The 6946-nt window shown below is 70.8% G+C and carries 6 protein-coding genes and 1 pseudogene; 6 read left to right on the top strand and 1 reads right to left on the bottom strand.

Annotation, left to right across the window (positions count from 1 at the left end):
- Positions 1–406: 406 nt before the first annotated feature.
- The 3 genes from rpmH to yidC all read left to right on the top strand — a co-directional run bounded on the left by rpmH (position 407) and on the right by yidC (position 2933).
- On the top strand, positions 407–547 hold the full coding sequence (gene rpmH / locus C9I47_RS17330; protein ID WP_111267864.1) for a 50S ribosomal protein L34: 141 nt from the start codon (positions 407–409) through the stop codon (positions 545–547).
- Between the two features lie 70 nt (positions 548–617).
- Positions 618–1085 (top strand): ribonuclease P protein component, encoded by a 468-nt coding sequence (rnpA, locus tag C9I47_RS17325; protein WP_111267863.1) that lies wholly within the window; start codon positions 618–620, stop codon positions 1083–1085.
- Between the two features lie 165 nt (positions 1086–1250).
- On the top strand, positions 1251–2933 hold the full coding sequence (yidC, locus tag C9I47_RS17320) for a membrane protein insertase YidC (RefSeq protein ID WP_111267862.1): 1683 nt from the start codon (positions 1251–1253) through the stop codon (positions 2931–2933).
- Positions 2934–3038: 105 nt separating this feature from the next.
- Here yidC and C9I47_RS17315 read toward each other — a convergent pair whose 3' ends face one another.
- Positions 3039–4097, bottom strand: a complete 1059-nt coding sequence (locus C9I47_RS17315; protein WP_111267861.1) for a LysR family transcriptional regulator — start codon at positions 4095–4097, stop codon at positions 3039–3041.
- A 154-nt stretch (positions 4098–4251) separates the two neighbouring features.
- On the opposite strand from C9I47_RS17315, the gene C9I47_RS17310 reads away from it, so the two are divergent.
- The 3 genes and pseudogenes from C9I47_RS17310 to C9I47_RS17300 form a co-directional block, all read left to right on the top strand.
- The gene (locus C9I47_RS17310) at positions 4252–4482 is read left to right on the top strand and encodes a hypothetical protein (protein ID WP_145985561.1); all 231 of its coding nucleotides are present in this window, start codon (positions 4252–4254) and stop codon (positions 4480–4482) included.
- Positions 4479–5453, top strand: a complete 975-nt coding sequence (locus C9I47_RS17305; protein WP_111267859.1) for an SDR family NAD(P)-dependent oxidoreductase — start codon at positions 4479–4481, stop codon at positions 5451–5453. Before C9I47_RS17310 ends, C9I47_RS17305 begins: the two co-directional genes overlap by 4 nt.
- A 38-nt stretch (positions 5454–5491) precedes the next feature.
- A pseudogene (locus C9I47_RS17300) lies at positions 5492–6640 on the top strand (efflux RND transporter periplasmic adaptor subunit); the annotation flags it as partial.
- Positions 6641–6946: the final 306 nt, after the last annotated feature.

The following is a 6946-nucleotide window of genomic DNA, read 5'->3' as shown; positions in this document are numbered from 1 at the left end:
AGCGTCGATGGGTGTGTTCCGTTGTTGCGAAAAGCACCGGCACGCGAAGCCTGCGGCGTCGCGCGCACGGGGCGGTGGGGGTCGGCCAGACTATCACGTGGCGGGTGGCCGGCGGACGCGGGAAGCGCGTCCCGGACGGCAATCGCCGACGGGCGCGGGACGTAGGGCGCGGTGGCGAAGGCATGGCCGCAAACCGGTTCCGGAGCGGGTGTTCCCAGGCGGGTGCTTGTCGACGGATGCGTCCGGCGGAGCTGTGGCGAGCGCCGGCGCCGGGCGCTACCGGCGTCGCTTAGGCGCGGCCCCCGCGGTGGCGCCCGGGTGGCGCGTCCGGGTCTTACCTTGACCTGGCCCGGGACCCCGGCTAGACTTCGCGGTTCTCTATTTCCCGCATTCGCAGAGCCGACCCATGGCCACCAAGCGCACTTTCCAGCCCAGCAACCTCAAGCGCAAGCGCGACCACGGTTTCCGTGCGCGCATGGCGACCGCCGACGGCCGCAAGATTCTCGCCCGCCGCCGCGCCAAGGGCCGCAAGCGCCTCTGCGCCTGAGTCGGGACGTGGTTGCCGGGCCGGGATCCGCTGCTCGGATCAGCGCCCGTCCGGTACGCCGCGGCTTGCAATGACGTCCTACCGCTTCCCGCGCACCGCGCGGGTTCGCGCGCGTAAAGACTTCGATCGCACCTTCAAGCACGGCCGGCGCGTGGCGCTGCCCGTGCTTGCCCTGCATTATCGCCTCGACGATGCCGTCGGGCCGGCGCTGCCGGACGATCCGGGCGAGCCGCGCCTGGGCCTGGCGGTCTCGCGCAAGGTCGACCCGCGTGCGGTCGGACGCAACCGCATCAAGCGCGCGTTGCGCGAAACCTTCCGATCGCACCGCGAACGGCTGCCCGCCGGCGACTACGTCCTGGTCGCCCGCGTTGGCGCCGCGCGCCTGCCCGCCGAGGCCCTGCGCCAGGCCTTCGAACAGCTGCTGCAGCGCGCCGGTGCGTTGCCCCGCCCGCAGGCGGCCGGCACAATGCGCGCCAAGCCGTCCGGCGAAGCACCCTCATCTCCTCCCGGCAGCACTTCCGGTCATCCTGGCCGGTGAGCATGCCCGGGTGAGCTTGCCTGCGCCGATCCGGACCCAATACCTGTGGGGTTGGCCGCATGACGCTTCCCGCTCCATCGCCGGGCCCGATTGCCGGCGGCCGCTGCCAGCGCCGCCTTCCGGTTGCCCGTCTCCCATTGCCAAGTTTCCTGTGAGTCCGATCGCATGAACCAAACCCGCGTCTTCCTGATCCTCGCCTGGCTGATGACGGCGACCTTGTTGTGGATGGAGTGGAACAAGGAGCAGACGCCCGCGACACCCGCGGCGGCGACGGCGGTGCCGGCCGCCGATCCGGCGGTGCCCGGCAACACCGGTCCGGCATCGGCCGACGGCATTCCCAGCGCGACCAGCCAGGCGCCGGCCAACCCGGCCGTGGCGGCCAGCGCGACCGGTACCGACCCGGCGGTCAGCGTCACCACCGACCTGTTCCGGATCCAGCTCAGCGGCGGCGAACTGCGCCAGGTCGACCTGATCGGCTACGGCCAGACCGCCGAGGACGACAGCCCGCCGGTGCGGCTGTTCACCCAGGACCCGGTCCAGTACTTCGTCGCCCGCAGCGGCTGGAGCAGCGCCCAGGGCGCGCCCGGTCACGACGGCGGCTTCCGGCTCGAGGGCGCGGTCCGCGACTTCACCCTCGGCGAGGGCCAGGACCAGGTCGTCGTGCCCTATCTGTGGACCGGCGCCAACGGCGTGACCATCCGCCGCAGCTATGTGTTCAAGCGCGGCGACTACGCGATCGGCGTGCGCGACGAGGTGATCAACAACGGCAGCCAGCCGTGGCAGGGCTACATCTACCGCGAGCTCGACCGGGTGCCGGCGGTGGTCCACAAGACCGGACCGATGAGCGCGGAGAGCTACAGCTTCCAGGGCGCGGTCTGGTACGACGAGGCCGACGGCTACAACCGTCGCAAGTACGACGACTTCGTCGACGACGGTCCGCTCAATCGCACCGTCACCGGCGGCTGGGTGGCGATGCTGCAGCACCACTTCTTCGCCGCCTGGATCCCGCAGCAGGACCAGGCCTCGCTGTTCGTGCTCGAACAAGGCAACGGCCGTTACGGGATCGAATCGCGCGGGCCTTCGTTCAACGTCGCCGCCGGCGGCACCGCCGCCACCGACGCGCGCCTGTGGGTCGGCCCCAAGCTGGTCGAGGGCATCAAGGCGCAGGACGTGAAGGGCCTGGACCGCGCGGTCGACTACAGCCGCTTCGACGTCTTCGCCGCCCTGGCCAACGCGCTGTTCTGGCTGCTGGAGAAGATCCACAATCTGCTCGGCAACTGGGGCTGGTCGATCATCGGCCTGGTGGTGATCATCAAGGCGGTCATGTACCCGCTGTCGAAGGCGCAGTACAAGTCGATGGCGAAGATGCGCAAGTTCCAGCCGCGCATCGCCGCGCTGAAGGAGCGCTACGGCGACGACCGCCAGAAGTTCCAGCAGGCGATGATGGAGCTGTACAAGAAGGAGAAGATCAACCCGGTCGGCGGCTGTCTGCCGATGCTGGTGCAGATGCCGGTGTTCCTGGCGCTGTACTGGGTGCTGCTGGAGTCGGTCGAGCTGCGCCACGCGCCGTGGATGCTGTGGATCCAGGACCTGACCGCGCGCGATCCGTTCTTCGTCCTGCCGGTGATCAACATGGCGGTGATGTGGGCGACCCAGAAGCTGACCCCGATGAGCGGCATGGACCCGATGCAGCAGAAGATGATGCAGTTCATGCCGCTGGTGTTCGGCGTGATGTTCGCCTTCTTCCCGGCCGGCCTGGTCCTGTACTGGGTCACCAACGGCACCCTGGGCCTGCTGCAGCAGTGGTGGATGACCAAGAAGTACGCCGAGGCGCCGGTCAAGCCCTGACCCGGCCGTTTCCGGCGCTGGATGACGCGACGGCGGACCCGAGAGGGTCCGCCGTCCGCTTTTGTGCAAGGCCGCCGCGTGCGGCGGCGACGGGGAATCGGGCGATCAGACCGTCGTGGCCTCGTCCTCGGCCTCGTCTTCGCTGGTGCCAGTCGGCTTGCCCGCCGTGACCTTGGCCAGCTCGGCCTTGACCGCCGCGGCCTGCGCCTCCTTGCCGAGCTGGCAGCTGCGGCGCATGTCCGGACACATGTGCTGCATGTAGTCGACGTCGAGATTGACCCGCTCGACCAGGAAATCGACGAAGGCGCGCACCTTCGGCGACTGCACGTGACCGCGCGGGAACACCGCGTTGAAGTCGTATTCCGGACCGGTCCAGCCGGCCAGCACGCGCTTGAGATAGCCCTGCTCGACGTGGGTGCGGACCATCACGTCGGCGGCCATCATCATTGCCTCGCCGCACAACAGCGCACCGCGCAGCGCGGCCGGGTCGTTGGCGACCATGATCGGATCGACGGTGAAGTCCTGCAGCCCGTTGCCGTCGTCCAGCGCCCAGGCGTACTGACCGCCGCTGCGCCGCGACTTCGGGAAGGCGAGGGTGCGATGGTGCTGCAGGTCGCCGGGGTGCAGCGGTTCGCCGTGACGCTCGATGTAGTGCGGGCTGGCATAGACCTGGCTGCGCAGCACCGCCAGCCGGCGCGCGACCAGGTTGGAGTCGGGCAGGGTGCCGATGCGCAGGGCGACATCGATCTCCCGGCCGACCAGGTCGAGGGTGTCGTTGCTGAGCAGCATCTCGATCCGGACTTCCGGATGGCGGGCGTGGAACTCGCCCAGCAAGGGCGCGATCCGGTCGATGCCCATCGAGTAGGGCACGGTCACCCGCAGCCAGCCGCGCGGGCCGGCCTGCAGCTGGCCGACCGCGCTCTCGGCCTCGTCCAGCTCGCGGGCGATCCGCTGGCAGTGCTCGAAGTAGACGTTGCCGGCCTCGGTCAGGCCGAGCTTGCGGGTGGTCCGGTGCAGCAGCTGCGCGCCGAGGCGGGTTTCCAGCTCCTGCACCTTGCGGCTGACGGTGGTCTTGGGCAGGCGCAGGGTGCGGGCGGCGGCGATGAAGCTGCCGGCTTCCACCACCTTGACGAAGATCAGGGTGTCGTTGAGGTCGCGGGCCATGAGGGGGTTCCAGGTGGAGAGGGGAGGGATTGGACCGGTTACGGAACAATTATTCCCTCATTTGCCGGCTAATCAAGTGCCGGTCATCGGCGTAGTCTGGCCACCATTCCCTCCGAGCCCCGCCGCCATGTTGGCCCCCCGTACCCTCCGCCGCGTGTACCTGCCGCTGATGCTGATTGCCATGTCCGTACTGGCCTGGCCGGCATTCATCGTGCTTGGGGAAGGGCTGTCGGACGGTCCCGGCGAGGCCTGGATGGTGCTGTGGACCCTGGCCTTCGTGCTGCTGCTGCCGATCGCGCTGCTGCTGCTGCCGGCCCTGGCGGCCCTGGTCGACTTGGCCCGCCAGCGGGATAATGTCCCACTGACGGGAGTGAAAATCCCATGAACGGGATGGTGCTCCCGTCACCGCCCTCGTCGCTGCCGGTGGTCGTGCTCGGCGCCAGCGGCGGCATCGGCCGCGGCGTGGTCCGCGCCGCGCTGGACCGCGGTCGCCCGGTGATCGCGGTTGCCCGCGACGCCGACGCGCTCGAAAGCCTGCGGCCGCTGGCGCCGAAGTCGCTGCTGACGCTGCTGCCGGGCTCGGTCGCCGACGACGCCGGCGGCGAGCAGCTGGCCGAACGCCTGCGTCGGCTCGACCGCCCGCTGGCCGGGGTGATCGCCTGCGTCTGCGGGCACTCCCAGGCCGGGCGCCTGCTCGGCCAGCCGGCCGAACAACTTCGTCGACGGCTGGACGAGGATCTGCTGCCGCACCTGGCCGCGGCCCGCTACCTGCTGCCATTGCTGGCCGAGCGCGGCCGCAACAGCACCTATGTGCTGATCGGCGGCCCCGGCGGCGAGCATCCCTGGGCCGGCTACGGCCATCGTTCGATCGCCGCCGCGGCCCTGCGCATGCTGACCCGGGTGCTGCACGACGAGGCCCGGGCCCAGGGCGTGCGTGTGCAGCTGCTGACCGTCGACAGCCCGGTCAACACCGCCGCGCGGCGCAAGCAGAGCTGCTGCCCGCAGTGGCCCAGCGCGCTGGCGGTCGGCCAACAGGCGCTGGCCCTGGTCGATCGCGAGGGCCAGCCGCGGATTCCCTCGGCGATCGTCCGCTACGACGGCGACCGCAAGTCGCCGTCGGACCCGGCTGTCGAAACCGCGGCGGCCGGATCGTCGCTTCCCCAGGAGCGCGACGCCACCGGCACCGCATCCGTGCCGGAGCTGCTGCCAGAAGGCTGTCAGCAGTCCGCGCGCACGCTGTTGATGAACCTGCTGGCGCCCCGGCCGTTGTCGCGTGGCGTCGACGGTCAGGGCGCCGGCGCTCCGACACCTTCCGCATCCTCCTCCCCGCTTCAAGACAAGGAACGCCCTTCATGAATCCCCACGTCACCCCGATTTCCACGCCGTCCCGGCGCATGGCGCGTTCCGGTGCCGGCCTGCGGAGCGGTCTGCCGTCGCTGGCCCTGGTGCTGGCCCTGAGCGCGGCGATCTCCCTGGTCGTCGCCGGCTGCGGCAGCCAGGCCTCCACCCCCGATGCGATGCCGCCGGCCGAGGTCAGCGTCGCCCAGGTCCTGAACCAGGACGTGCGGCCCTGGGACGAATTCACCGGCCGGGTCAGCGCCATCGAGAGCGTCGAACTGCGCCCGCGGGTCAGCGGCTACGTCGAGCGCGTCGCCTTCGACGAAGGCCAGGAGGTCGCCAAGGGCGATCTGCTGTTCGTGATCGACCAGCGCCGCTACCGCGCCGAACTCGAACGCGCCCAGGCCGAACTGGCGCGCGCGCGCAGCGAGGCCCAGCTGGCGCGCACCCAGGACAGGCGCGCGCAGTCGCTGGTCGAGGCCAAGGCGATCTCGCGCGAGGAGTTCGAGTCCCGCCGCGCCGGCCGCTCGCAGGCCGAGGCCGCGGTGCGCGCCGCCGAGGCCGCGGTCGCCAACGCGCGCCTGGACCTGCAGTTCACCGAGGTCCGCGCACCGATCGCCGGCCGCGCCGGCCGCGCCCTGGTCACCGCCGGCAACCTCGCCCAGGCCGACGCCACCGTGCTGACCACCCTGGTCTCGCTGGATCCGGTCCACGTCTACTTCGAGGCCGACGAGCAGACCTGGCAGCGCTACAGCGCCCAGGCCGGCGGCAAGCGCGCGGTCGAGGACAACGCCGTGCGCGTCGGCCTGGCCGGCGAGGACGGCCACCCGCACGAAGGCCGGGTCGATTTCGTCGACAACCGCATCGACACCGGCACCGGCACCATCCGCGCCCGCGCGGTGCTGCCCAACCCCGACCGTCTGCTGACCCCCGGCCTGTTCGCGCGGGTGCAGCTGCAGGGTCGCGACAGCCACAGCGCGATGCTGATCGACGAGAAGGCGGTGCTGACCGACCAGGACCGCAAGTACGTCTACGTGCTGGGCGAGGGCAACACCGCCGTGCGCAAGGACGTGCAGCTGGGCCGCGATGTCGGCGACCTGCGCGAGGTCACCAGCGGACTGGAGGCCGGCGACAAGGTGGTCGTGCACGGGGTGCAGAAGATCTTCTTCCCGGGCATGCCGGTCGCGCCGACCACGGTCGAGATGGGCCAGGAGCCGCAAGACCAGACCGCAACGCCAGAGACGGCCGCCGGAAAGTCGTCCGCGGACGGTGCGCAGGTGGCCAGCGCGCAGGGCACGACCGAACAGGCTGGGCCCGCCGGGGGCATGCAGTAACGCCGTACTCGTCCGGCGCCTGATTCCCCCAGCGGTATAGCGGCGCCGGCCCTTTCGCGCATTCCCTCCCCCGGTGTGCGGAAGGGCCGGCAGACCCGCGTCCACCACACCCCCCGCCCAGGGGATCCACAGGGCAGGGGACAAACGAATCCACGAAGTTCCGCGTCGTCGACGCGG

Origin of the sequence: Marilutibacter maris, assembly GCF_003233695.1 — a bacterium.
In the GTDB taxonomy this organism is placed as follows: Bacteria; Pseudomonadota; Gammaproteobacteria; order Xanthomonadales; family Xanthomonadaceae; genus Marilutibacter; species Marilutibacter maris.
The sequence above is the reverse complement of the archived record's forward strand: the minus strand, read 5'-3'. Positions and strand labels throughout refer to the sequence as shown.

What these genes read in the sequence shown, in the direction of transcription:
- C9I47_RS17305 (WP_111267859.1), top strand. Translation starts at nt 4,479, where the DNA reads ATGAACGGGATGGTGCTCCCGTCACCGCCCTCGTCGCTGCCGGTGGTC.
- yidC (WP_111267862.1), top strand. Translation starts at nt 1,251, where the DNA reads ATGAACCAAACCCGCGTCTTCCTGATCCTCGCCTGGCTGATGACGGCG.
- rnpA (WP_111267863.1), top strand. Translation starts at nt 618, where the DNA reads ATGACGTCCTACCGCTTCCCGCGCACCGCGCGGGTTCGCGCGCGTAAA.
- rpmH (WP_111267864.1), top strand. Translation starts at nt 407, where the DNA reads ATGGCCACCAAGCGCACTTTCCAGCCCAGCAACCTCAAGCGCAAGCGC.
- C9I47_RS17315 (WP_111267861.1), bottom strand. Translation starts at nt 4,097, where the DNA reads ATGGCCCGCGACCTCAACGACACCCTGATCTTCGTCAAGGTGGTGGAA.